This is a genomic window from Metabacillus sp. RB-C-LZQ-3-1, assembly GCF_058315175.1.
Genome location: NZ_JBZFLI010000012.1, coordinates 50,584 through 73,716, shown reverse-complemented (window position 1 = coordinate 73,716; position 23,133 = coordinate 50,584). Strand labels below are relative to the sequence as shown.

27 protein-coding genes are annotated in these 23,133 nt (G+C 34.5%); 16 read left to right on the top strand and 11 right to left on the bottom strand.

Annotated elements, in window-relative coordinates:
* Positions 1-83: 83 nt before the first annotated feature.
* The 3 genes from AC4GZ8_RS18030 (at position 84) to AC4GZ8_RS18020 (ending at position 1,905) form a co-directional block, all read left to right on the top strand.
* A complete protein-coding gene (locus tag AC4GZ8_RS18030) occupies positions 84-1,199 on the top strand; it encodes an AI-2E family transporter (protein WP_491083285.1) in 1,116 nt (371 codons plus the stop codon).
* A gap of 71 nt (positions 1,200-1,270) precedes the next feature.
* A complete protein-coding gene (locus AC4GZ8_RS18025; RefSeq protein ID WP_491083284.1) occupies positions 1,271-1,492 on the top strand; it encodes a spore germination protein in 222 nt (73 codons plus the stop codon).
* 164 nt (positions 1,493-1,656) lie between these two features.
* Complete coding sequence (locus AC4GZ8_RS18020; protein ID WP_491083283.1) at positions 1,657-1,905, top strand: YueH family protein; 249 nt, start codon at positions 1,657-1,659, stop codon at positions 1,903-1,905.
* Positions 1,906-1,954: 49 nt separating this feature from the next.
* On the opposite strand, the gene hpaB is transcribed toward AC4GZ8_RS18020, so the two are convergent.
* Complete coding sequence (hpaB, locus tag AC4GZ8_RS18015; RefSeq protein WP_491083282.1) at positions 1,955-3,400, bottom strand: 4-hydroxyphenylacetate 3-monooxygenase, oxygenase component; 1,446 nt, start codon at positions 3,398-3,400, stop codon at positions 1,955-1,957.
* Between the two features lie 766 nt (positions 3,401-4,166).
* Between hpaB and AC4GZ8_RS18010 the strand changes: the two genes are divergently transcribed.
* From AC4GZ8_RS18010 to AC4GZ8_RS17975, 8 genes are all read left to right on the top strand, one after another.
* Positions 4,167-5,387 carry an EAL and HDOD domain-containing protein gene (locus tag AC4GZ8_RS18010; protein WP_491083281.1) on the top strand — a complete coding sequence of 407 codons (1,221 nt, stop codon included), beginning with the start codon at positions 4,167-4,169 and terminating at the stop codon, positions 5,385-5,387.
* Positions 5,388-5,617: 230 nt separating this feature from the next.
* Positions 5,618-5,842 carry a hypothetical protein gene (locus AC4GZ8_RS18005; RefSeq protein ID WP_491083280.1) on the top strand — a complete coding sequence of 75 codons (225 nt, stop codon included), beginning with the start codon at positions 5,618-5,620 and terminating at the stop codon, positions 5,840-5,842.
* 376 nt (positions 5,843-6,218) lie between these two features.
* Positions 6,219-6,359, top strand: coding sequence for a DegQ family regulator (locus AC4GZ8_RS18000; RefSeq protein ID WP_491083279.1), 141 nt, complete (start codon positions 6,219-6,221; stop codon positions 6,357-6,359).
* A 122-nt stretch (positions 6,360-6,481) separates the two neighbouring features.
* Positions 6,482-7,432, top strand: coding sequence for a polyprenyl synthetase family protein (locus AC4GZ8_RS17995; protein ID WP_491083278.1), 951 nt, complete (start codon positions 6,482-6,484; stop codon positions 7,430-7,432).
* Positions 7,433-7,434: 2 nt separating this feature from the next.
* Positions 7,435-7,593, top strand: a complete 159-nt coding sequence (comX, locus tag AC4GZ8_RS17990) for a competence pheromone ComX (protein WP_491083277.1) — start codon at positions 7,435-7,437, stop codon at positions 7,591-7,593.
* Between the two features lie 20 nt (positions 7,594-7,613).
* Positions 7,614-9,908 carry a histidine kinase gene (locus tag AC4GZ8_RS17985; RefSeq protein ID WP_491083276.1) on the top strand — a complete coding sequence of 765 codons (2,295 nt, stop codon included), beginning with the start codon at positions 7,614-7,616 and terminating at the stop codon, positions 9,906-9,908.
* 153 nt (positions 9,909-10,061) lie between these two features.
* Positions 10,062-10,703, top strand: coding sequence for a response regulator transcription factor (locus tag AC4GZ8_RS17980; RefSeq protein WP_491083275.1), 642 nt, complete (start codon positions 10,062-10,064; stop codon positions 10,701-10,703).
* 230 nt (positions 10,704-10,933) lie between these two features.
* On the top strand, positions 10,934-11,326 hold the full coding sequence (locus AC4GZ8_RS17975) for a hotdog fold thioesterase (RefSeq protein ID WP_491083274.1): 393 nt from the start codon (positions 10,934-10,936) through the stop codon (positions 11,324-11,326).
* Positions 11,327-11,375: 49 nt separating this feature from the next.
* On the opposite strand, the gene mnhG is transcribed toward AC4GZ8_RS17975, so the two are convergent.
* From mnhG to AC4GZ8_RS17940, 7 genes are read right to left on the bottom strand one after another with little or no spacing between them, the layout of a single operon-like run.
* Positions 11,376-11,732 carry a monovalent cation/H(+) antiporter subunit G gene (gene mnhG, locus AC4GZ8_RS17970; RefSeq protein WP_491083273.1) on the bottom strand — a complete coding sequence of 119 codons (357 nt, stop codon included), beginning with the start codon at positions 11,730-11,732 and terminating at the stop codon, positions 11,376-11,378.
* Complete coding sequence (locus AC4GZ8_RS17965) at positions 11,716-12,000, bottom strand: Na(+)/H(+) antiporter subunit F1 (RefSeq protein WP_491083272.1); 285 nt, start codon at positions 11,998-12,000, stop codon at positions 11,716-11,718. The genes mnhG and AC4GZ8_RS17965 overlap by 17 nt, the downstream gene beginning before the upstream one ends.
* A gap of 1 nt (position 12,001) precedes the next feature.
* On the bottom strand, positions 12,002-12,478 hold the full coding sequence (locus tag AC4GZ8_RS17960; protein WP_491083271.1) for a Na+/H+ antiporter subunit E: 477 nt from the start codon (positions 12,476-12,478) through the stop codon (positions 12,002-12,004).
* A gap of 5 nt (positions 12,479-12,483) precedes the next feature.
* Complete coding sequence (locus tag AC4GZ8_RS17955) at positions 12,484-13,962, bottom strand: Na+/H+ antiporter subunit D (RefSeq protein ID WP_491083270.1); 1,479 nt, start codon at positions 13,960-13,962, stop codon at positions 12,484-12,486.
* Positions 13,955-14,296 (bottom strand): Na(+)/H(+) antiporter subunit C, encoded by a 342-nt coding sequence (locus AC4GZ8_RS17950; protein ID WP_491083269.1) that lies wholly within the window; start codon positions 14,294-14,296, stop codon positions 13,955-13,957. Before AC4GZ8_RS17950 ends, AC4GZ8_RS17955 begins: the two co-directional genes overlap by 8 nt.
* On the bottom strand, positions 14,296-14,730 hold the full coding sequence (locus AC4GZ8_RS17945) for a Na(+)/H(+) antiporter subunit B (protein WP_491083268.1): 435 nt from the start codon (positions 14,728-14,730) through the stop codon (positions 14,296-14,298). Before AC4GZ8_RS17945 ends, AC4GZ8_RS17950 begins: the two co-directional genes overlap by 1 nt.
* On the bottom strand, positions 14,727-17,132 hold the full coding sequence (locus AC4GZ8_RS17940; protein ID WP_491083267.1) for a Na+/H+ antiporter subunit A: 2,406 nt from the start codon (positions 17,130-17,132) through the stop codon (positions 14,727-14,729). The genes AC4GZ8_RS17945 and AC4GZ8_RS17940 overlap by 4 nt, the downstream gene beginning before the upstream one ends.
* 211 nt (positions 17,133-17,343) lie before the next feature.
* Here AC4GZ8_RS17940 and AC4GZ8_RS17935 point away from each other — a divergent pair, with 211 nt between their 5' ends.
* Positions 17,344-17,571, top strand: a complete 228-nt coding sequence (locus tag AC4GZ8_RS17935) for a hypothetical protein (RefSeq protein WP_491083266.1) — start codon at positions 17,344-17,346, stop codon at positions 17,569-17,571.
* A gap of 154 nt (positions 17,572-17,725) precedes the next feature.
* Positions 17,726-18,283 carry a DUF5366 family protein gene (locus AC4GZ8_RS17930; protein ID WP_491083265.1) on the top strand — a complete coding sequence of 186 codons (558 nt, stop codon included), beginning with the start codon at positions 17,726-17,728 and terminating at the stop codon, positions 18,281-18,283.
* Between the two features lie 35 nt (positions 18,284-18,318).
* Here AC4GZ8_RS17930 and AC4GZ8_RS17925 read toward each other — a convergent pair whose 3' ends face one another.
* A complete protein-coding gene (locus AC4GZ8_RS17925; protein WP_491083264.1) occupies positions 18,319-18,732 on the bottom strand; it encodes a thiol-disulfide oxidoreductase DCC family protein in 414 nt (137 codons plus the stop codon).
* 24 nt (positions 18,733-18,756) lie between these two features.
* Positions 18,757-20,607 carry a transglycosylase domain-containing protein gene (locus AC4GZ8_RS17920; RefSeq protein ID WP_491083263.1) on the bottom strand — a complete coding sequence of 617 codons (1,851 nt, stop codon included), beginning with the start codon at positions 20,605-20,607 and terminating at the stop codon, positions 18,757-18,759.
* Positions 20,608-21,004: 397 nt separating this feature from the next.
* On the opposite strand from AC4GZ8_RS17920, the gene kapD reads away from it, so the two are divergent.
* The gene (gene kapD / locus AC4GZ8_RS17915) at positions 21,005-21,583 is read left to right on the top strand and encodes a 3'-5' exonuclease KapD (RefSeq protein WP_491083340.1); all 579 of its coding nucleotides are present in this window, start codon (positions 21,005-21,007) and stop codon (positions 21,581-21,583) included.
* 95 nt (positions 21,584-21,678) lie between these two features.
* On the opposite strand, the gene kapB is transcribed toward kapD, so the two are convergent.
* The gene (kapB, locus tag AC4GZ8_RS17910; RefSeq protein WP_491083339.1) at positions 21,679-22,065 is read right to left on the bottom strand and encodes a kinase-associated lipoprotein KapB; all 387 of its coding nucleotides are present in this window, start codon (positions 22,063-22,065) and stop codon (positions 21,679-21,681) included.
* Between the two features lie 167 nt (positions 22,066-22,232).
* On the opposite strand from kapB, the gene AC4GZ8_RS17905 reads away from it, so the two are divergent.
* On the top strand, positions 22,233-22,433 hold the full coding sequence (locus AC4GZ8_RS17905) for a hypothetical protein (protein ID WP_491083262.1): 201 nt from the start codon (positions 22,233-22,235) through the stop codon (positions 22,431-22,433).
* 130 nt (positions 22,434-22,563) lie between these two features.
* Positions 22,564-23,127: a superoxide dismutase family protein gene (locus AC4GZ8_RS17900; RefSeq protein WP_491083261.1), complete on the top strand. Its 564-nt coding sequence runs from the start codon at positions 22,564-22,566 to the stop codon at positions 23,125-23,127.
* Positions 23,128-23,133: the final 6 nt, after the last annotated feature.

Sequence of the window (23,133 nt, the reverse complement as noted above, 5' to 3'; positions counted from 1 at the left end):
CTTTATTTTACCTTTAGGTTAATGTTTAGTTTTCATGCCTATAATGTTGACAAAAGGTAGGAATCAAAACTGGAGGAAATATTGTGTTAAAATCAAAGGTTCATTTTTGGACATTACAAATTTTATTAATGCTTTTAATTGTCTATGTTGGTACAAAAGTTTCTTTTTTATTTGAACCCATTATCGTTTTTACTTCAACCTTGTTCTTCCCAATACTGATTGCTGGGATTTTGTTTTTTATTTTTAATCCGCTTGTAAAATTACTTGAACGAAATAGGGTACCTAGAACACTTGCTATTTTAATACCTTATATCGTATTTATTGGGGTCGTATCAGGTTTTATTTCATTCATTGGACCTATTGTTTCAGAGCAGGTAACAGATTTAATTAATAACTTTCCTACATATGCAAGAGAAATCTCGAACTTTATCTTAAATATGTCCCAAACTTATTGGTTCACATGGCTGATGGAACAAGAATATGTGTCATTAAATCAATTGGAACAGACGTTAACGAGTTACGCAACAAGCTTACCAGAAAATATTACATCAAGCTTTTCAAAATTATTAGGTGTTGTAACAAATATTACACTTACGATTGTCACCGTTCCTTTTATTCTTTTTTACATGTTAAAGGATGGTCATAAATTCTCTGGAAAAGCAGTAAAGCTGTTTCCCACAACTTATCGTGGAGAAGGATTGAAAATTTTAAAAGACTTATATGAAACACTCGCTACGTATATACAGGGGCAATTGATTGTATCTCTTGCAGTTGGACTAGGCTGTTTTATCGGCTATGCGATCATTGGTTTAGATTATGCTTTAGTCCTCGGAATTGTAGTAGCTATTACGAATATTATTCCATATGTGGGCCCGTTTATTGGTGCTGCCCCAGCGGTTATAATTGGGTTGCTGGACTCACCAACAAAAGCATTGCTTGCAGCTATTGTTGTTACCGTTGTACAACAGATAGATGGAAATCTTTTGTCTCCGCTCATAATAGGAAAACGGCTTAACACACATCCATTAACAATTATTTTATTATTAATTGGTGCAGGAAGCTTTGGTGGAATTATTGGGATGATTTTAGCTGTACCAACCTATGCTGTATTAAAAGCTGTTACATTAAATGTGATTCGTTTGATTAAATTAAGAGCAAAGTCAAAGGAAGAAATCATTAGCAATAATTTAAATGGGTAGGCAAGAACCCTTCTGTTTTTTTATCATAGGATAGTCTAGTGAGTTCATCAAATAGAAAGGGAGAAGGACGGATGCCTGCTTTTGTTGGTCCTATACAATTAAATAATGTTAATCAATCTGCTGTATTTAAAGTTGGAGATACTTTTAGTTTATCCCCTAAAGCTTCAAATAAGATGTCCCTTGGTTCTGGTTCGGCCAATACAGGAGATTTCACTGATACACAAAATGTTTTTAACATAACAAATTTTCATGATAGTGACGTTATAGATCAAAGTAATCTTTTTAATTTTTAAGAGTGAAAGAACTGAAAAATATGGAGTGGACACTCTGTTTCAGTTCTTTTTTTGTTATGTCTTGTCATTTTCATTTTTCGTGAGATCCATTAAGGTGGATGAAAGCTGAAATACGTACGAGCATCGATTATAATAATTTCATGAGTAAAGAAAGGATGAGTAGAGTGAAAATTAGAAAAGCGAATGTGAAAAATGAAAACAGCTACATTACAAATGTGTATATTTATGAAAATAAAAAAGAGGAATATAGTTTAATTGCGGTCCCTGAAATCGAATGGTCTACGACAATTTCATATGAAGAAAAAAGGGATGAGCTCTATGATCGTTTAGTCGCTTCATTAGTAAAAAATGTAGAACAGGAGACAGCAGATGAGCTTGCTAGAAAGGTAAAACAGTGGGTAAGTGAAATGTAGTGGCATAACATAAATTAGTTAATAGGGACAAGATAAAGAGGCCAAGACTCTAATAAGCCTCTTTATCTAACTCCAAAAATTCCTCAACCTCACGAATATACGGATCTCGGGGATATCCATTGTAGAGGGTTGACGATAATCTAACAGGATCCCCAAAAAAGTAACGCTCATATTGAGTTTGGCGTGAACCAAAACTACTCATCGTAAGATCCCAGGCAAGTCTGAACAACCTTGCTTTTGTCTCTGCATCACAAGCAGATCCTTGACAAAAATGGTTGATGTCAGTTGATAAACTTGATGTAAAATCCTCCTCAGAAGGAATGGCTACCAAGCCGCCCGCCCCTATTAATTGAATGATTTCTACCATACGAGGATAGAGCTTTGGAAACAAGTTACTCGCAACAAATAATGAGTGAATATTTGGAACCATTATTCCCCATTCATCAATCTTTGCTTCAAGCTCTGATCGGTCTAGTAAAGCTTTCATTGTTTCCAATCCAATAATCATCTCACTGATTTTGTCTTGGATATGCTGGTATTCTGCGATGTTTAAGGTCATAACCATTTTTTGTGCCAGTCCAAGGAGAAATTCAGTTTTTACGACTTGTCTAATGATGACTTGATGAAGAGTATGCGGTGTAAAACTGCTTCTTGAAAAAAGCTTATGTGCCAAGTCTTGTCGATGATAAAAAAAGACACGATTCCATGGAACTAATACATGATCAAATACAATCATTGTATCCATTTCATGAAAACGAGAAGAAAGTGGATAATTGAATGTTGACTCTCCTTCAGTAAAAGAATCACGGCAAATGAATTTTATCCCCTCAGCATCTGTTGGAATGCTAAAGCAAAAGGCGTATTCATCACTATGTCCAGTTGGTAAAACTAAAATCTCGTCAGTCATACCTCCTTGAGTTGCTAACATTCTTGCACCCTTCACAATCAATCCATCAGCTTTCTTTTGGACAATCCTTGCCGCAATTGGGTGTGTTGAATCTTCTTCATAATTTAGTGATCGATTTATTTGAGGGTTGATAAAGCTATGAGTAAAGGAAAGATCATTTTCACGCGCAAATTCATACATTTTTAGTAAATTTTTGGTGAACTCTTCATCCTGCTCTTTAAGGATTGATGCAGAAGCGGCAAAGGTCATCATGACTGTATTTAAGTAATCTGGAGTTCTCCCCATTAGTCCTGCGGTTTTTTTTGCCCAGGTCCTAATCATGAACCTTCTTGATTCGAGGTCCTCTTTTGACTTTGGCTGCAAAAAAGATAATCCTACTTTTTGAGATGTAGTTGGGGAAAGGTACGTCATTTTAGATACCAGCTCAGGTGATAGCTGCATATCATAAAGGGATGCTTTTGCTTGCATAGCTCCTTTATAGGCTGGGTGTTTAAATAGTTTCTCATTAATTTTTTTACCTTTTATCCAGACGTTAGGATTGAGTTTATTCATTCGATCAAGGTATTGTTTTCCATCAATGGCAGGCATTAATCCTCACTCCTTACCTTCATATGTAACTACTATATGATAATACTTCAGGTGGGGTGAGCATGAAGGAAATTGAAAACGATGTTGGAAAATGATGAAGGGATTATAAAGGAATTGAAAAGGTTATAGATGAATATGTTAGTAATAATGAAAATGCATAAAATGTAAGCGTTTTCTATTTGTTTATATAATATCCGGATGGAAAAAATATAGCTAATGATCCCTTTTTAAAGGATGTGAGAGGTATGTATGAAGAAAACTTCTTTAAAGGTATGCTTTGGGCTACATTACTCAGTGTTCCATTGTGGTTATCTTTTTTTGGATGGATCAAGTTGACATGTAAATTTTTAAGTAATTTATAAAGGTTTTTTTCTAAAAGATTGTTGTTTTTAATAGGTACTTTGGACAAAACTGTTTAGGCTGATTTCCGCGGAAGGTGCGAGACTCCTGTGGGAGTAGCGAGACAGGTGAGACCCCACAGACGCTGTGCGTCGAGGAGACTCACCGCTCGCCCCACGGAAAGCGAGCATCCTGGAGTGGATATCAACCATACTTAACACTTATTTTATAGCAACAAAGTTTCAGAAAAGAGCCTTTATAAAAAACTTGTCGTACAAAAACCAAAAAAATAAATATTATTAAAGGAAAAGGGTAAAAAGTTATATAAATAAATGAATGTTTTAAATAAATGATTCATTATTACGGTTCCTGTAGTAAAATAGGAATTACTTGTAATTATTGGTTTTTTTGTATCGGGGGATCAAAGATGGAAGTTTTTGTCGCTAGGCAGCCAATATTTAATTTAAAAGAGGAAGTCATTGCATACGAACTTTTATATAGAGGAAGTAATGAAAATACTTTTCCTAATATTGATGGTGACCAGGCAACTACGGAAGTTATTATCAATAGTTTTTTAAATATCGGCATGCATGACCTTTCAGAGGGAAAACAATGTTTTGTTAACTTTACTGAAAGCTTATTAAAATCAAAGGTACCAACTTTTTTTAATCCTGGTTCGATTGTTGTTGAAATATTAGAAAATGTTGAGATAGATGAAGACTTGATCTTCACTTGTAAAGAATTAAAAGATTTAGGCTACACAATTGCTTTAGACGATTTTCTCATTCAAGAGAAAGCTGAGCATTTTCCAAAGCTCATACAGTATATTGATATTATTAAAGTTGATTTTCTTCAAACAACGAAGGAAATCCAAAGAGAAATGGTACGAAAATATCGCCCGCATCATATAAAACTCCTAGCTGAAAAGGTGGAAACAAGGGAAGAGTTTTTATTTGCAAAACAGGTTGGTTATACTTATTTTCAGGGATATTTTTTTAGTCGTCCGTATATTATTTCCAGTCATGATATCCCCGTGTATTTGAAAACGTATTATCATATTTTAGCGGAGCTATCAAAGGCAGAACCAGATATAGATGTGATTGCATCTTCCATTGAGCATGATATCTCCATGTCATATAAACTATTAAAATTGATAAACTCTCCAGCATTTCGCCCTGTAAACAAAATTGAGTCCATTAAACAAGCCATTGTTTTGCTGGGGCTTAATGAATTAAAGAAATGGATTTATGTTTTATCACTAAAGAGTATTGAGACCCCAAATGACCAAGACATGCATGAGGTTATTAAATTGTCTTTAGTACGTGGGAAATTATGTGAACAAATGGCACATTATCTTGGACATTCGCATTCTGCTCCTTATATGTTAACAGGTATGTTTTCTTTAATTGATACATTGATGCATAGAAGTATTACTGAAGTTTTAAAAGATTTACCCCTTTCAGATGAAATTCAGGACGCTCTTTTGGGGAGAGAAAATGATTTGCATAAGGTGCTAGGATGGTCTATCAAAATCGAGAAAACAGATTGGGATATCAAAGATCTGCCAATTCCAAAAGAAGTAATCAATCATTTTTATATTCAAGCGATAGAATGGGCTTCTAAATTAATGAGAATGAGTGCTAGTTAGTTTGACTAGCACTCATTCTCATTATATTTGACTATGTTTATTCATCCTATTACAGCAGATTCTTTGGGACAATTAAATTTAGGGTATAAAGTACTAAAAAAATAGAATATTCTTATAGAAATTGAAAAGAAAAGAAGGAAACAGACCTCTTTTGTAGAAATGTACGTATAGAATGACAAAATATAAGTCCTCATCAATTCGATACATTATAAGGAGGTCTTGAACACTCAATGGGTAAGCAGCCAACATTTTTTGTATTGGATGATAAGATGGTTGCGTTGTTTTCGGTGGAAAAAGACAATTGTAAAGTAACAATGGAATGCTTGTTTTCAAAAACAGGTATAGAAGATTACACCTTAGAGTATCAAGGACCAATTGAAAGAAAGTCTGAACTTATGAATTTAGCAATTGAAGAGGCGCAAATGATTTTTGAAACTAATATATTATCTGTATAATAATAGTCTGTAGACCCTCTTTGTTAAAGACAGGGGTCTTTTTTTGTATTCCTCTAAATATAAAGGACTTATAGCTGTTAGGACTTGTAGATAAGCGAAGATTTTCTAATAAGATCATACATTCCCCCCTCATAAAGAGTAATAGGTACCGAATAGTATAAATAAATTAGTGTAGCTGACAAAAAACAGGTGAAAAGAACAGTGAAGTTTGTGTTGAAAATGTATAATTTGGACTATTGCGTTGTTGTTGCGGTATCACGCATTAAGTCCTACGGATTATTTTCGGTGCCATTTATTCGTTTTTGAATTAAAATAAACTATGAAAACACGTTAAGTTGGCTTGATTTTGTTACCAATTTATGAGGAGCGTGAAAAAGTGAATCAGAAGAAAATCGATGAAATGACAGAGCTATTACTTCGAATTGAAAAAGAGCTAAAAGAATCGAAAGAGTCTTTAGAATTACTAAATAAAAGTATTGATAAATATGATAAATACGCATTTTTAAATGTATCTTAAGAAACTTGGCTGAATGCCAAGTTTTTTTATTGACATATTTTGGTCATTGGGGTAAAAATGTATTAGAATAATAGGTATAATAGATTCTTTTTCTACTAAACATACCGGGTATATAGTAATATATGCATATGGGGGTGGTTGGGATAGAGGAAACTTTAACATTAGTTAAGCAATATATGAAACATTCTATTACCTCATGTGTAAAAAATACCGATTTAAAGAATCTTTTACTCTCTTTTTTAGAGAAAAGAGAAGAACTTCCATTTGCACAGATAACGATCATTCATCACCAATCATTTAGTGGAAAAGATGAGGAAATTGCTCTTTTAGCAGCTGCAGTGGAGCTTCTGGTTTTATCTTTTGATATGCTTGATGATCTTGAAGATTTAGATAATGTGGACGAGCCGTGGATGAAAGTTGAGCATCCAGTATCTCTAAATGCTGCAACAACCCTTTATACATTGGGCCAGCAAGCTGTTTTATCCCTTCAATCTCCGTATAAGCTTCAAATTATAGAAGCATTTACGAAATTTTCAATTCAAGCAATGGAAGGACAACATGTAGACCTGAAAAACTTGATCTTGACTGAAGACGAATGCTTAGAAGTCATGAAAAACAAGTCAGGATCATTAATCGCCCTAGCTTCAATTAGCGGCATGCTACTTGCTGGAGCAAATTCTCCTTTAGTAGAGGAATACTCATACCAAATAGGTCTAGCAGCACAAATTGATAATGATTTTAGAGATTTGTTTAACCCACTCAAAAATGATGTATCTTCTCAAAAGAAAACATTAGCTTTTCTATATCTTCAAAAAAAGTACAACGATCAAGCCATAGAAATTTTAAAAGGGTTTCAAAGCGGTAAACCAATCAACGAATACTTTAGTAGTTCACTAAACTTTAAACAAAAACTAATTGATGCAGGTGTCGCTCAATACTTAAATGTAATGAAACAAATTGCGATTAACAAAGCAACTCGTATGATCCGCCAATTACCGATCGAGGAAAATCAAAGTGAGCGCTTAAACACTCATTTGATTATAGAATTAAATCCAAAAAACAAGGAGAGATAGCCATGCAAGACATCGTAAACTTTCTTATTGAAAACCCAGAGGTACTAGAAAAAGTAGTAAATGGAGAAGCTAGTTTACTAGGTGTAGATTTAGACGATGTTTTAGGATTGATTGAAGGGATTAAGGAAGCTGGAAAATTATTTAGTACTTTCTGGTTATAAAGCTAAGAAGGGTGTTTGTAATGAGTAATAACTTCAACAAAACATTTATATTCTTTGTTGTTTTAAGTATATCCTTTTCTATATATTTAATAACACTGAATATTAACCATCCCTATGTTGGAGCTAATGTTAAAATAAATGAAAATGAAGAGATCGTAATAACAAATCTTGAACCTAAATCATGGGCAGAAAAAATAGGAATCCAAATAGGAGATGTTCTTGTTGAGGTTAACGGTGATGATCCTTTAAAACATAAACCTATTGCTGATTATCATGTAATTGAACAAGTTGAGTCATTTTCCCTTAGTAGAGATGGAGTTATTAAAGAGTATTCAATCTTAAACGAAACAATTTTTAGTACACAAAGTTTACTTATAATAATTATTCCTTTTACAGTTTTAACACTATGTTTATTTTGTAGTTTTTACATTTACAAATCAAATAAAAGATCAAATCTTAAATCTGCAAATCTATTAAATCTTTTCTTGTTAATTATTGCAGTAGCGTATATTAGTGCAACAGGTTCATCAAAAGGTGATATTATTAGTAGATATGTTAACCTAAGCACATTTTTATTGGTACCTGTAATATACCTACACTTTTTATATCAATATTTTATTGAACTTGGAAAAAAACTATTTAATCTTAACTTTATAAGGCTAGGTTATTCAATAGTAGTATTTAACCTAATACTAGAAGTTGTTAAAGATGTAATTGGGTATAGTAGTCAAACTAATAAAATAATTAATTTAATTTCTTTCTTAATAATGCTAGTTTTGACTTTTGTACTCAAATTTGTTGGCTTAAAAAAAATTAAGTATTCAGAGCAAGCATATATAGTAAAAGTACTGATCGTAACAAACGTGTTAGCATTTTCACCATTTTTATTATTTTATGTAATTCCATATATCATTTTTCAAGATTATGTTTTCCCGCCAACGTTTTTAGCAGCATTTTTATTATTAATTCCTTTTTCACTTGTATATCAATTTTTAGCTACAAAAATATACGATATTGAATTTTTACTTGGTCGAATTAGGTATTACTCATTGTTAGCGGTTATTCCAACTTTTGTGATCGTAGGGATCATGCTTAATCTAAAGGAAAGTGATCCTGATTTTTACCAAATTAAGCTTTCGATTGCTACATTTATTTTTTTAATTTTAGTTTTCTACATCAAAGAAATCTTCGACTTCAGGTTCAGACTAAAACGGTTTTCTGAGAAATATAATTACCAGGATAGTATTTTTAAATATACTCAAAGTATCCGTAAAGCGAATAATTTAGATCAGGTTATTTCTGAGCTGAAACAGGTAATTGTTGATGTGTTACTTGTTAGCAGGGCCTACTTTATTGAAGTGGATAAGCTAAAGAATATTAAATCAATAGATCCACATGCGAAGGAAGCGGATTATGGTGAATATGTGTCTGAAATTAAAGAGGTATCAAATGAAGTAGGAAAGATTATCGAAGTGGACAAAGGGTTCATTATTAATATTGGTGTAACAGACAACCGAAGCTATGTATTAGTTTGTTTATCAATATTGAATACACCGATCTTAACAAGAGATGAAATATCATGGTTAAAAACGTTATCGTTTTATACGAATGTTTCGCTGGAAAATTTCTTGAAAATTGATGAATTAATGCAACATTTACAAAAGGTTGAAACACAGGGTGAAAATCCAGGTTGGCTAACAAAGTTATTATTCTCAATAGAAGAAAAACAACGATCTAACTTAGCGAAAGATCTTCATGACTCTGTTTTACAGGACTTAGTCTCTTTAAAAAGACAGTGCGAATTAGCACTTGCAGAAGCAAATGATGAGAGATTAAAAAATCAGCTTCAAAATATGAACAGCAGCATGACACGAATCATTAAAACAACGAGAGAAACATGTCAGGAGTTACGTCCACAATTACTTTATGATTTAGGTCTTGTAAAAGCCTTAAACAAATTAGTAGCTCAGTATCAAGAAATCGTAAACTTTGATATTCGATTAAATACGGGAAATTTTTCAAAAACATTAGATATTGATGCACAATTAAATATTTACCGAATTGTCCAGGAGTTACTCACAAATGCACATAAGCACTCACAGGCAACCAATGTCCTGATTATTTTAGTTTGTATTAAAGACAAAATTGTCTTTCATTATGAGGATAATGGGGTTGGCTTTGAGCTTAGTGATATGGAGGATAAAACAGAGAGTATGGGGCTTTCAGGAATAAGTGAGCGAGTTAAGGCCCTTAAGGGATCGTTCTCTATTGAAACTTCTAAGGACAATGGTCTAAAATTAGACATTGAAATATAATAGGACTTGGCTATGTGCCAGGTCTCTTTTTTAAAGTGTCTGAAGGCTTTTAGTCATAAGACAATTTGAAAATGAAGGGAAATAATACCTTCACTTTCAAATTGTCTTATTGTAGCAAGGTTAATAAATATGGTTTTTGAAAGGAGAGTTCTTATGATACATATATTAGTTGTCGATGATCACCCGGCAGTTAGGGAAGGAACAAAGGCAATATTGGAGGCTGAAGAAGGAGTTAAAGTAGATTGTTTAAATCCGCCTTATACAGAGGAGGCCTTCAAAAAGCTGGATTTTTCTCCGTTTGATGTTATTTTAATGGATTTGAACTTAGGTGAAGTCAATGGGATGGAGCTCTCTAAGACGATATTAGAAATGAAACAAGCGTGTAAAGTTATACTTTATACTGGTTATGATGTTGATGATTATTTTGAAGAGGCGCTTCGACTTGGAATTCATGGTGCAATTAGTAAAACAGAATCAAAGCAAAAGCTTCTTACATATATTCGGCTTGCGATAGAAGGAGACATTGTCGTACCTTATGATTATTTCCAAAAATTGCTTTTGCAAAATCAGGTGGATGCAGAGCATATTGAAGCAGAGGAGCAAGTGTTTAATGATCGAGAGAAAGCGATCCTGCAAGAAGTAGAAAAAGGATTTACGAATCAAGAGATAGCTGATCACCTTCATTTAAGTAAACGATCGATTGAATACAGCCTGACTTCTATTTTCAATAAATTAAATGTTAGCAGTCGAACAGAAGCTGTTTTGATTGCGAAATCTAATGGAATTATCGATTAGATTTACAATTTTTAACTTTTACAAAATCTAAACATAGTCTCAACATTGTCATGATGTTTATCCTTTATGATGTTATTTATACCTTTACGAGTATAGGAGGTTATAATGGACATTATGGCAGTGTGGCCTGCATTATTTTTAATATGCGGATATTTTATCCTTGTAGTATTTGTACTTAGAAAGTAGTAGAAAAGAGTAAACAGCAGCGAAAGGTTTCTTGGGGTGATTTCATGGAGTTTAATATAAAAAATACATTAATGGAAGCGCTTGGGATTGAGATAATCTCAGTTACAGATCAGGTCGTTGTTGCGACAATGCCTGTTGATCATCGAACACATCAGCCGTTTGGCCTGCTGCACGGAGGAGCTTCTGTTGCCTTGGCTGAAACTGCAGCAAGCATTGGGGCATTTCACTTAATAGATCAGGAAACAGAGGCTTGTGTAGGCCTTGAAATCAATGCAAATCACATTCGCGGTAAGAAGTCTGGAACGGTAACAGCTTATGCCAAACCAGTACATCGCGGAAAAACAACAATGGTGTGGGAAGTTAAGATCGTAGATGAAGAAAATGAACTAATTTGTCTTTCAAGATGTACAATAGCTATTTTAAAGAGGAAGAAATAATTTATCTTATTGAAAATTCCTGTAATAAAAAAGTAGACGAGCATATTGCTCATCTACTTTTTTGTTTTGAACGGGCCTTAGCTAAATCATCTTGAACACTTTTATTCCAGAGAGGGACCCCGATATTATAGGCTGCTCTACTAATCAAATGTCCTGCTACAGGTGCAGTAATGAACACGAAAATTATTCCTAATAATACTCTCGAGTTCGCATGATGATCAATGAGCAGGTAATATAGAAACAACCCTAATAGAATACTGATAATTCCCAATGTCGCACTTTTTGATGCGGCATGGTTGCGAGTATAAGGATCAGGCAGTCTCACGACACCTATCGCTGCTATTAGACTCAATAATGCTCCTTGGAGAATAAGGTAGCCTATAATGAACTTACTGATTTCGATCATTTTCAATGATCTCTCCTTTCTCCAAGAATTTACTAAATGCAACTGTTCCGATAAAAGCTAGTATCCCTAATAAAAGGATGACTTCAACGAAAGCACTTGTATTAAGAACAATGGAGATAATGGCCGTAATAGCGATTAAGTTAATACCGATTGCATCAAGAGCGATGACACGATCGGGTGTTGTAGGACCTTTCACCAATCGATAAACATATAAGAATGTCGAGATTGCCACGATAATCAGTGAAATGGTCATCATAATCATAAACATATTAACGGCTCACCTCCTTAATTGCTTTTTCGAACGTATTTTTAATATCAAGCTTTGCTTGTTCAACATCGTCAATATCCATTGCATGGATATATAATGTTTTATTATCCTCAGAAACCTCAACAACAAGCGTTCCAGGAGTTAAGGTGATCAAGTTAGATAATATCGTAATTTCCCAATCTTTTTCGAGCTCTGTCTCTAAAGCAAAAATACCAGGGCGTAATCCAAGCTTTGGAGACAGAATAACTTTTAATACAGAGATGTTCGATTTAATAAGCTCAATCAGGAAGATCCCAATAAGCCTGATGACCGCCATAACATTTAAAAAGTAGAAGCGGTGATCAAAGAAACGTCTTAATGCAAAGATGATGATAAACCCAAAAAAGTATCCTTTACAAAATGCTAAAGAAGAATAATCATTAGAAAGAAACATCCAGATAAACGCTAGAAAAACGTTGAGTAAAATTTGAAATGCCATATGCACTACTCCTTCAATACGGCTTGAATATAGATTGATGGATCAAGTAGAGTATCGGCAGCCTGAGATATATAAGGTGATAAAAATTCAACACCGAAACCATACGCAACAGATAAAGCTAATAAGAGAGCAATTGGTAATAGCAAACCTTTTGGTGATGTTTGTGTGATTGCCTCTTTATTTGGCTCTCCCCAAAATCCATGGATAAATATCTTCATCACAGAATAAAGAACTAACAAGCTTGAAAGAAGAACAACAAACGAGATTGTATACTCTCCGGCTTCAAACCCACCTTGAATAATTTTTAGCTTTCCTACAAATCCACTAAGTGGAGGTATTCCTGCTAGAGATAAAGAAGCAATGAATAGCATCCAACCTAAAAAAGGATGGCTGGCAATCAAGCCGCTAAATTTACGCAGATTACTTGTTCCAGTTACCGCAATAATTGCTCCGACAAGGAAGAATAACGCTCCCTTAATGATCATATCATGAACAAGGTAATAAACAGATCCTTCTATAGCGTTTTGTGTATTTGCCGCTACTCCAAAAAGAATGACTCCTACAGCTGTGATGATATTATAGATGACAATCTTTTTAATATCCCAATAAGCTATCGCACCGATGACACCAAAAATGATCGTTAATGCAGCCAACCATGCGAGAATCTCATGAGTAAAGGAAGGTTCATGATAAAAAATAAGAGTGAATACACGTGTAATGGAATAGACACCCACCTTTGTTAGTAACGCTCCAAAAAGGGCTGTTACGACAGCTGGTGGTGCCTGGTACGAACCAGGTAGCCAGAAATATAACGGAAATATCGCACCCTTTAGTCCAAAAATGACTAAGAATAGAATGGCGATGACTGTTAATAGTCCGGATTGACCCATTTCTGCAATTCTTACGCTTAAATCAGCCATATTTAATGTTCCTGTTAAAGCATAAAGATAAGCAACAGCGATAACGAATAGGGCAGAAGAGATAACATTAACAAGAATGTATTTTAAAGATTCCCGAAGTTGATTCTTTGAACTGCCTAAAACGATCAGCATATAGGATGACATAAGCATCACTTCAAAGAAAACAAACAGGTTAAAAATATCTCCTGTTAAAAACGCGCCTGTAACACCTAGTAATAGAAATTGAACAGCTGGGTAAAAATAAAATTTTTCTCTTTCAATTGTCGTTGATGAAAAAGCAAACAACAACGAGGTAAACCCAATAATTGCTGTAGTTAACACTAATAAACTAGCGTACATATCAGCTACTAGTACAACTCCATATGGGGGTGCCCAATTTCCAATTTCCAATGTCTGAATGCCTTCAACATGAACGGTGTGAACAATGACAATGGATACGATAATGCTTGCTAAGGAAGCAATGGCACTTAGCCATTTTTGAACTTTTATTTGTTTATTGAAAAAGATTAGAATGATTCCCATCAGTAATGGGATGACAATAGGTAAAATAATTAAGTTATTCATATTGATCATTTCCCCTTAGTTGATCCATATCATCTGTTCCTAATTCTTGGTATGAACGATACGCAAGAACAAGGAAAAATGATGTTACCCCAAAGCTAATAACGATCGCAGTTAAAATCAATGCTTGTGGAAGTGGATCAACATAGACTTCTGCATGTTCTCCAAGCAGCGGTGCAGCCCCTTTTTTTAGTCCGCCCATTGTTAAGATAAGTAAATGGGCGCCATGACTAAGTAGTCCAGTACCAATAATAATTCGTAATAAACTCTTAGATAACATTAAATAAACAGCGGCAGAAAACAAAACACCAACAACAATTGACATTAATACTTCCATTATTCCGTCTCTCCAATCGTTTGAATAATGGTCATGGTTACACCAATAACAACAAGATATACACCTAGATCAAATAAAACAGCTGTAGCTAATGCTGTCTCACCAAGAAACGGTAATTCAACATAGCTGAAGGTATGAGTTAGAAACGGAACATTAAAGGCGAATGACCCAATTCCAGTAAGTACAGCAATGAGTAATCCAACAGCAGTTAGCTTTATATAATCAAGCTGTAGTGTATTCACTACGGTTTTGATATCAAATGCAAGCAGTAAAAGAACGAATGCTGACGACGTCATCAATCCACCGATAAAGCCTCCACCTGGTGTATAGTGTCCAGAAAAGAAGAGATGCAATGAGTAAATGATGATGATAAACACAACAACCTTTGTGGCTGTTTGGAAAATGACATCATTTGTTTTAACATTTTTTTTCACCCTTCTTCCCCCTTTCTGACTTGTAAACGAATCATACTGAAAATTCCTAGTGCAGCAATTCCTAGTACTGTTATTTCAAATAAAGTATCAAATCCTCTAAAGTCTACAAGAATGACGTTAACCATATTTTTTCCGCCTGCAAGCTTGTAGCTGTTTTCAACAAAGTAAGTTGAGATGGTTTCACTTACACGCTGACTGTTTGCAGATAAAGCAATAAGTGTAACAATCGTACCAACTCCAAGTGAAATGATGAGGTTTGTTAATTTAAAATGCAGTTTCTTTTCTTTTTTCTTAAACTCTGGAAGATGATAAAAGCAGAGTAAGAATAAAGCTACAGAGACAGTTTCTACACAAAGCTGTGTAAGTGCAAGGTCAGGTGCTCTAAATAAAACGAAGAACAGAGATAATGAATATCCGACTGAGCCTAACGCAATAATTGCTGTTAAACGTGATTTAGAAAATAAAACAGTAATTGTACCAATCACCATGACGATTGCAAGAACTGCCTCATATATTCCAACTGGAGCTGTATCAGCTAATGAAAAGGAAAACCCGTCAGTTAGAACAAGAGATGTTCCTAAAATAAGAATAAAGAACGTAAAAATATAAGCTAGATAATCTCTGATAAATCCAGTCATATAAAATCTTGTTAGACGGAAAGAGGATTTATCAAGCTGTTCCAAAGCTGCATTATATCCTTTGTTAAGGGTAAGCTTCTCTGGGAACAATCCATAAACAGATCTCCATTTTGTAAGTGATAAATAGCCCAGTATTCCTAAGGCAACCACACCTATTGTCATAAATAGCTCTACCGTGAAGCCATGCCAAGGTGAAATATGAACATGGAAATGTCCTTCATCGCCTAATAATGCCGGTATAACTGAAGCCATTGCAGGTTCAATAATGGTGTAAGCTAAAATATTAGGGAAGAAGAAGAAAATAATCACAAGTGAAGCTAAAATAATTGGTGATATAAGCATCCCAATTGGTGCTTCATGTGGTTTTTTCTTAAGCTTTTCTGGCTGATATTTTCCAGTAAAGGTTTTAAAGACTAATACCATACTGTAGATAAAGGTAAAGATGCTTCCTATCCAAGCAAAAATCGGGAATAGAAGCCCAATTGTTTCTACATTAAATACATCCATTTCAAGTACTCGTATCATACTTGTAAAAAACATTTCTTTACTTAAAAATCCATTAAAAGGTGGTAAGCCTGCCATTGAAAAGGCACCGATAATTGAAATCGTAAACGTAATTGGCATAAGACTCATTAATCCGCCAAGCTTTCGAATGTCACGTGTACCTGTTTCATGGTCAATAATACCGACGACCATAAATAGACTTCCTTTAAAGGTTGCATGATTGATCAAATGGAAGATAGCCGCAAGGGTTGCTACTGTATAGTAGCTATTATCTATTGAATCAAGTACAAGAGCGGCAGATCCGATCCCGAACATGGACATGATCATACCTAATTGACTGACAGTAGAAAAAGCTAAGATACCTTTTAAGTCTGTTTGTTTTACTGCATTAAATGATCCCCAGAACATCGTGAAGATTCCGAATAAAGAAACAATCCAGAACCATTCTGGTGTACCAGCGAACACTGGGCTAAACCGTGCGACTAAATAAATCCCCGCCTTTACCATTGTTGCAGAATGGAGGTAGGCACTAACAGGTGTAGGTGCTTCCATCGCGTCTGGTAACCAAATATAGAATGGGAACTGAGCCGATTTAGTGAATGCGCCAAAAAGCACAAGAATAAGGGCAGGAACAAATAACTGATGATCTGTTATTTGAGGTACCTGACTAATAATTTCTCTAATGCTGAAGGTATTTGTCATGATGTACAGCATGATGAAACCACCAAGCATGAGAAGTCCACCAAAGATAGTGATGATCATTGACTTTTGTGCACCATAACGAGATTTTTCTCTCTTGTACCAATATCCAATAAGCAAAAAGGAAGAAAGAGATGTAAACTCCCAGAAAGTGTAAAGGACAATTAAGTTATCTGACAAGACAACTCCCAGCATAGCTCCCATGAACATTAACAAATATACATAGAAGGTATTTAACTGTTCCTTATCCTTTGAAAGATAGTAAATTGAATAAAGAACAACTAATGCACCGATACCCGAAATTAATAAGGCAAACAATAGTCCTAGACCATCTATGTATGCTGTAAAGTTAATACCGAGAGAAGGGATCCATTCCACAGTTTGACGGATATTGTGTCCGTGCATACTATCTTCAATAAATTGTACGAAGTAAATAAAGAGTAGTATTGGCAATACTAACACAAACCAACCTGTATGTACTTGACGGAAAAACTTATACAGGAATGGAATAAATATGGCAAGTAAAAATGGTGATAAGATGGCCACGTGTAATAACGTCATTTTTTAACCTCCTTACAGTATTCATTATTTCATCTGGTCGATCAGTTATAAAAAAATGCTACTGATTATTATGTTCCAGATTGTGGACAACTATGAAATGATATCAAATAATGCTCATTTCAAGTTCATATGAACATAAAAATGATAACAAATTTCTGCTCACTTGTATATTATAAAAGTCTGAAGAGCATCCTAAAGTTGAGGTGATTCCATGCACAAAACAAAGATTTTTGTCGCAGGATGCTTATTCTCATCCTTATTTAGCGGTGCTTGGTATGTAAATGAAAAAGTGAAAAGAGAATATGTCGAAACCGTTTCATTTGACGATTCCGCTATTCGGTTAACGAATACAGAAACACCGATTGAAATGATAACAGAAGATGCGAATGTCTTTGAAAAGTTTCGACCACGCGAATATGTACGTGTGGTAATTCGTTAACAGGGTGTGGAATTCAAACATCCTGTTTTCGATTTTCCAGAAGGATAAAAAACTCCAAATATTTCGACAGAATACTCTGCTTTGTCTTGTCAAAAGCAACTCCCTACTTCATAATAAGGAAGAAATTTAATTTAAAATAGTAAGGATTTTGACAATGAAAAATACATACTTTACAAGCTATTTTCCGCTTATAACGATTTTACTCTTTAGTTCCTCTCTTTCGATTGCAATGGTAATGATCGTAATTGATTTTCTCCAAACCTTTGGCATTTATGATGGAATGCTGGAGTTTTTTTCAAATAACGGAATTAAGCTTGCTTTGTTTATTCTTTTTACTCTTCTATTTTTTATGGTTTTTTCAGCATTAAAACTAATAGCAAACACAGTCACAGAGCTTTCTCTGTTGTTTTTCTCGAAAGATGTAGCGGGAGAGAATTTAACGAAAATAAGAGGCGGATCTGTTATTTATTTAATAGGTGGTTCGTTATCTTTAATTGTAGTGCAGTATCCAATTTTTATTATCGGGATCTTTCTTCTTTCGACACTCGGATATTTTGTTTATATTGTTTATAAATTTAGTCAAACATTGACATCTTTTTCATTAATAGGATTAGTGTTATTCCATGTCCTTTTTTGGTTTATTTTTATATTAGGAACGATGTACATTTGCTTTAGACTTTATAATAGTATAATGGCGAGTTTGCCTGTATAAAAAAGCTGGCCCAGACATTCGTCTAAGGCCAGCTTTTATAGTAAAAATCTATCTCTTATTTCTTTACTCGGTATAATACATTGATCTTTTTGTCCAAACCATTTAAAACGATTTTTTGCAACGATATCATAAATGGAATCACGAATGGTGCTTGGTATTAATTTTAAAATAACAGATAATACCCTCCATTTACCGCCCAGTTGATCACATATTTCAACAACAGCTGTTGATTTTGTAAAATATCGATGTTGATGAATGAAAACCAAACTTTTCAGATCGGTTGTTGAAAGTCCGTGCTCTCGTAATAGCTTTTGTCCTGTATTGGACTGTAATGCCGCAAATTTAATGATTCCCTTTTGATCATGACGAATTAGGAATTGAACAGAGTGGTCACAAAATTGACAAACTCCATCAAAAAGCAAAATAGGTGAATGTTCGTTACCATTCATGAAAAAACCTCCTTTTACAAAGAGTTACTCCATCATCTCTTTCCATATCAGTTGCTGTGGGGCTTTAGTATACATACTTTCAATATTACCAGGCTGATCCTTTCCAACCCAAACAGCTCCCGTATAGGTATCAGTTAATCCAGCAAACCAAAGGTCGTAGTAATTATTTGAAGTTCCTGTCTTTCCACCAATATAATTACTCGCAACATATGCTCTTTGCCCTGTTCCGCTCTTTACAACTGCTGAAAGTAGTGAGCGCATTTGAGAATTAGTGGATTCCTTCCACACACGAGTAGGTTCTTCCTTCCATTCATAAAGTGTTTGACCGTTTAAATCTGTCACTTTTATGATCGCATGGTTTTGATAATATAGTCCGTCATTACCAAACGTTGTGTATGCATTTGTTAATTCCAGTGGTGAAACCCCTATACTGACTCCACCAATTGCAGCTGGTAGCTTATGATCTATCTCTGAAATATTTTTAAACTGAAAAGGCTCTAAATAGGAAAATCCTTTTTCAATTCCAATTTGATCAAGCATACGAACGGCCGCTGTATTATAGGAATATTTTAGTGCGGTTTCTAATGTGACCATCCCATAATTTCGTCCACTATAATTTTCAGGGCACCAGTCATTAGCGCAAAATTGACTTGCATCTATTTTGGATGCAGCTGTCGCACCAGTTACATCAATATAAGGAGCATAGTCTAGTAAAGGCTTAATAGCTGAGCCTGGTTGCCTGTATGCATGAAAAGCTCGATTAAAGGAGTACTTTTCATAATCTTTCCCGCCGGATAAGGCAACAATTTGATGTGTTTTATGATTAATAACAACTGCAGATCCTTGTATATCATTTGATGGAATATATTGCTTTAGGGCACGAACTAAAGTATCTTGGCGTTCTGATTCCAATGCTGTATGGATAATCACACCCTTACTTAGAATCTGATCCACTCTTTCATTTAATAGCTTTTCCAGTGTCTCTTCGTTTTTGGCTGTTTCTTCTTGCTGAGCAAAACCTTCGTTTTCAGCGATTAATTGTTTTAATTCATAATGAACATATGATACGTAATCGGCATTTGTGTCAGTACGTGGTTTTATCGAAAGGTTTATAGAGCCCTCTATAGCTTCTTGTAACTCCTCATCTGAAATAGCCCCTGTTTCAAATAAAAGCTGAAGCAACCTTTCTTGTCTCTCTTTTGTTGCATTAAAGTTTTTTACAGGGTCATACATTGTTGGATTATTTGGAATCGCACTAATAAAGACAAGCTCTGCTAAGCTTAGTTCTTGAATTTGCTTATTAAAATAGTATGTTGAAGCTGTCCCTATTCCATATGTTCCATTTCCAAAGTAGATAGCATTCAAGTATGCTTCTAGAATTTGCTCCTTTGTGAAGTTTTTTTCTAGTTGATAGGAATATAAGAGCTCACTTAATTTTCGGTTATAAGACTGTTCATGTGACAAATACACATTACGAGCTAATTGTTGAGTAATTGTACTCCCGCCCTGCTCAACAGATTGAGAATGAGCGTTTACTAATACAGCACGGAGCATGCCTGCTGGATCAAAACCAATATGCGCAAAAAAACGCTTGTCCTCAGACTCAATGTATAATGTTTTGACTATATCAGGAATATTTTCGTATGTAAGGTATGTTCGATTTTGTTGATTCGAAATAACCTCTGATATAAGACGACCATCATGATCAAAAATATAGCTGTTTTCAACTAATTGGACCGAATCGATAGGGATTTTCTCATCTAATACAGTTCCCAATCCTTTAACAGCCTGAGATTCTTTCCCTGCTACGATTCCGCAAAGAAGGAAAAGAGGAACCATAATGATGATGGACATCCATCCAAATAAATTCCGCATATATTTCACTTTCTTTCTTGAATATTAGGCTAAGAAATAATCAGTTGATTTCTTATGTAATGAGAACGGAATCAACATGCAGTTTACCAAAGCCAATTTTAAGGTCATTAGACCTATTGTACATGATTTTGGAAAAATAAGAGTACTTAATACATTTATTCTTTTAAAAATTATACCTAACAAACAGGGGAGATGAATATAGTTTAAAAGGAGAGACCACTTAAACCGTTTACTTTATAAAAATAGTCAAGGGATATTTCATTATTTTTCGGAAAATTGAAGTTCTTTCTTGTGCTTCGGTGATATAATGAAACAAACAAACTATTTCTTAGTAAAGGAGGAGTGAAACAGATTGGAGGGACAAGAACAATTATTATTTATTGATTTTGAGTTTACTATGCCAGAAGGGAAGTCTAACCCAAAGGGATTTTATCCGGAAATCATTGAAGTGGGTATTGTTTCTGTCAAAAATCACAAGATTGAAGAGCAATTCTCCTCATACGTCAAACCAAACCAATTCCCCATTTTAAGTGAACGCTGTAAAACCTTTCTGCAAATTTCACAAGAAAAAATAGATCAGGGTATAACATTTACAGAACTGTTAGGGATTTTAACTGATTACGATCAAAAAGCCCCTACAACGGTTATTACATGGGGTAATATGGATATGAAAGTATTGCGGCATAATTGTGAAATGGTTAAGAAGGAATTTCCGTTTTCAGGAAAAAACAGAGATCTATCCATGGAGTATAAAAAGTTCTTTGGAGATCGTAATCAAACAGGTTTATGGAAGGCTGTTGAAGAATACGGAAAGAAAGCAACTGGAAAACATCATCGTGCATTGGATGATGCCAAAACTACCTATAATTTATTCAAGTTAGTTGAAGATGACAAAAGGTATTTGCAAAAACCCACTCCACCTACAATCGGAGAACGAATTGATTTATCTGAGGTTTTAAATAAATATGCAACATAATAGAAAAATAAAGGGTTTAATAAAAGCGTACAAAAGAAAAAGGCTCAATAACAATATTGTGGATATAAATAGGTAATATTGTTATTGAGTAAAGCTCAATTTTGAGGGAAATATTCTTTTTCTAAAACATTTAATCTGCTAAGTGATTGTTTTGCCCACTCTGTGTTCAATTCTTCTAAATTCATTTTCATGGTTTGTACAGCCTTCTCTAGTGACTCGCGATAATCTGGAATCTCTCCTTCGAAAGCCTTTACCATTTGCTTTGGTACATTTGTTTGTTCATTAAAAGCTAATGCTCTTCGTTCATGAAACATTTGAACATCTGCTTGTTTTGGGTTATGTAAATCTCCTTGTTGAGGATGCTTAACAACAGCTTTTATTTGGACTAAATAATGCATCGGTCGAATGTCGGTGATGACTCCAATATACTTCCCTGTTTTATATATCCCTGTAACAACATCTCCAATTTGCTTTTCTTCCATTTCCTTCACCCCTTTATTCATAATCGGATAGCTCCATTATATATTACCACGTAATGCTAAAGTAGGTATTTTCACGTAATTGTGACAGTTTTGTTTTATATCCTTTGACTAACTAGTGAAATGGGAAAAATCTTGCTATAGTAAGAAAAAGAGAGGGCGTGAGTAAATTGGAAAACCTATACCCTATTTTAGGATTATTTTTATATTTCCCTGAAGATAAAACAGAATATATTCCGGCAGCTATTACGATGGTCATCTTTACAATCGCAGCCTTTTTTGCTTTTCGTTTTATTTTAAAAGTATCGAAAAAAGAGGAAGACAAAGTTGATAAATTGCTAAAAGAAGGCAAGCATTCGAAAGAAAAGTAAAGATCTAAAGGAATTGTTGCAACCGCTCACAGTAAAAATTTATACAAGCTTAATTATGTATGGAACGTGTATAAGAATAGAATGCAATGTGAAAAATACCCTTTAGCCAATACTTTTGTTGGAGGGTATAATGAAGCATAGAATTTTTTTAATCGCATTTCTTTTTATTTTAACTGGCTGTATAGAAAAAGAAATTACAAAAATGGATGTTGAGATGTTTAATGGGAATGGAGACTCTTTAGGGACAATTAAAGTCTCAGAGCAATCCGAAGGAGTTGAGCTAGAGGTATTGCTTGAGGGATTGCCAGATGGCGAGCATGGTTTACACATACATGAAAAAGGAGTATGTAAGGCTCCTGATTTTAAGTCTGCAGGAGATCATTTAAACCCTGAAGAAAAACAGCATGGTTTGCTTCATCCAGAAGGTGCGCACGCAGGAGATTTGCCAAACATCATTTCAGAGAATGGAAAAGCTGAAGCAACATTAATGGCTCCTGAGCTAACTTTGAAGACTGGTAAAAAAAATTCCTTGCTCCGTGAAGAAGGTACATCCATTGTCATAACCGAAGGGAAAGATGATGGAATGACACAGCCGGCAGGTGATTCCGGACAACGAATTGCATGTGGAGAAATCACTGAAAAAGAAGCTGAGCGTAGTGATAAAAAGGAAGTTACACCACCTGAGGAAGAATAAAAAGCA

Excerpts from the sequence above, each read along its gene's own strand:
- AC4GZ8_RS18010 (WP_491083281.1), top strand. The coding sequence starts at position 4,167 with ATGGAAGTTTTTGTCGCTAGGCAGCCAATATTTAATTTAAAAGAGGAA.
- hpaB (WP_491083282.1), bottom strand. The coding sequence starts at position 3,400 with ATGCCTGCCATTGATGGAAAACAATACCTTGATCGAATGAATAAACTC.
- AC4GZ8_RS17920 (WP_491083263.1), bottom strand. The coding sequence starts at position 20,607 with ATGCGGAATTTATTTGGATGGATGTCCATCATCATTATGGTTCCTCTT.
- AC4GZ8_RS17985 (WP_491083276.1), top strand. The coding sequence starts at position 7,614 with ATGAGTAATAACTTCAACAAAACATTTATATTCTTTGTTGTTTTAAGT.
- mnhG (WP_491083273.1), bottom strand. The coding sequence starts at position 11,732 with ATGATCGAAATCAGTAAGTTCATTATAGGCTACCTTATTCTCCAAGGA.
- AC4GZ8_RS17960 (WP_491083271.1), bottom strand. The coding sequence starts at position 12,478 with ATGGCATTTCAAATTTTACTCAACGTTTTTCTAGCGTTTATCTGGATG.
- AC4GZ8_RS17965 (WP_491083272.1), bottom strand. The coding sequence starts at position 12,000 with ATGTTTATGATTATGATGACCATTTCACTGATTATCGTGGCAATCTCG.
- AC4GZ8_RS17955 (WP_491083270.1), bottom strand. The coding sequence starts at position 13,962 with ATGAATAACTTAATTATTTTACCTATTGTCATCCCATTACTGATGGGA.
- AC4GZ8_RS17980 (WP_491083275.1), top strand. The coding sequence starts at position 10,062 with ATGATACATATATTAGTTGTCGATGATCACCCGGCAGTTAGGGAAGGA.
- AC4GZ8_RS17925 (WP_491083264.1), bottom strand. The coding sequence starts at position 18,732 with ATGAATGGTAACGAACATTCACCTATTTTGCTTTTTGATGGAGTTTGT.
- AC4GZ8_RS17930 (WP_491083265.1), top strand. The coding sequence starts at position 17,726 with ATGAAAAATACATACTTTACAAGCTATTTTCCGCTTATAACGATTTTA.
- kapD (WP_491083340.1), top strand. The coding sequence starts at position 21,005 with ATGCCAGAAGGGAAGTCTAACCCAAAGGGATTTTATCCGGAAATCATT.
- AC4GZ8_RS17935 (WP_491083266.1), top strand. The coding sequence starts at position 17,344 with ATGCACAAAACAAAGATTTTTGTCGCAGGATGCTTATTCTCATCCTTA.
- AC4GZ8_RS18025 (WP_491083284.1), top strand. The coding sequence starts at position 1,271 with ATGCCTGCTTTTGTTGGTCCTATACAATTAAATAATGTTAATCAATCT.
- AC4GZ8_RS17900 (WP_491083261.1), top strand. The coding sequence starts at position 22,564 with ATGAAGCATAGAATTTTTTTAATCGCATTTCTTTTTATTTTAACTGGC.
- comX (WP_491083277.1), top strand. The coding sequence starts at position 7,435 with ATGCAAGACATCGTAAACTTTCTTATTGAAAACCCAGAGGTACTAGAA.
- AC4GZ8_RS18005 (WP_491083280.1), top strand. The coding sequence starts at position 5,618 with ATGGGTAAGCAGCCAACATTTTTTGTATTGGATGATAAGATGGTTGCG.
- kapB (WP_491083339.1), bottom strand. The coding sequence starts at position 22,065 with ATGGAAGAAAAGCAAATTGGAGATGTTGTTACAGGGATATATAAAACA.
- AC4GZ8_RS17975 (WP_491083274.1), top strand. The coding sequence starts at position 10,934 with ATGGAGTTTAATATAAAAAATACATTAATGGAAGCGCTTGGGATTGAG.
- AC4GZ8_RS17950 (WP_491083269.1), bottom strand. The coding sequence starts at position 14,296 with ATGGAAGTATTAATGTCAATTGTTGTTGGTGTTTTGTTTTCTGCCGCT.
- AC4GZ8_RS17995 (WP_491083278.1), top strand. The coding sequence starts at position 6,482 with ATGCATATGGGGGTGGTTGGGATAGAGGAAACTTTAACATTAGTTAAG.
- AC4GZ8_RS17940 (WP_491083267.1), bottom strand. The coding sequence starts at position 17,132 with ATGACGTTATTACACGTGGCCATCTTATCACCATTTTTACTTGCCATA.